Raw genomic sequence first — 593 nt, forward strand, 5'->3', positions numbered from 1 at the left:
ACAAACAACGCCGCCCCCGGCACCGGCGACCCAATCGGCACCACCGACGAACCCGGCGACAACGGCGCACTCACCGTCGCGTAGATGGTGGTCTCCGTGGGCCCATAAACATTGAGCATCACCCGCCCCGGCGCCCACCGATCCACCAACTCCGGTGGGCAGGCTTCAGCACCGACGACAAGAGCTGTGGCGTCCAACCCGGCCGGTGACAGCGCTCCGGCCGCCGACGGAGTCTGGTTGAACGCACTGACCTCTTCGGCCACCAACAACGCGTGGAAATCTTCCAGTGAAGCCGTCACCGATTCCGGCACCACCACCAACCGGCTCCCATGCAGCAACGCCCCCCATATCTCCCCCACCGACCAGTCAAAGGCCAGCGAGTGACACAGCACCCACACACCAGGACGCGGCAGCCCCGCATCGAGCGCTTCGAGAAGTTGCGTGACATTGCCATGTGTCGTAGCCACCCCCTTGGGCACACCGGTGGTCCCGGAGGTGTAAATAAGGTAGGCAATGTCGTCGGCCGCCGGCCCGAATGGCAGCACGGTGGCCGGTTGATCAGCGATCACCGGGTCGGCGATATCGATGACCGT

The 593-nt window shown here is 64.9% G+C and carries 1 protein-coding gene; it reads right to left on the bottom strand.

Going from position 1 to position 593, the window contains the following annotated elements; all coding sequences use genetic code 11:
• On the bottom strand, positions 1–593 hold a 593-nt coding region (locus A5643_RS17845), incomplete at both ends, for an AMP-binding protein (protein WP_156628787.1).

The organism is Mycobacterium sp. 1274756.6 (assembly GCF_001668625.1).
Taxonomy (GTDB): Bacteria; Actinomycetota; Actinomycetes; order Mycobacteriales; family Mycobacteriaceae; genus Mycobacterium.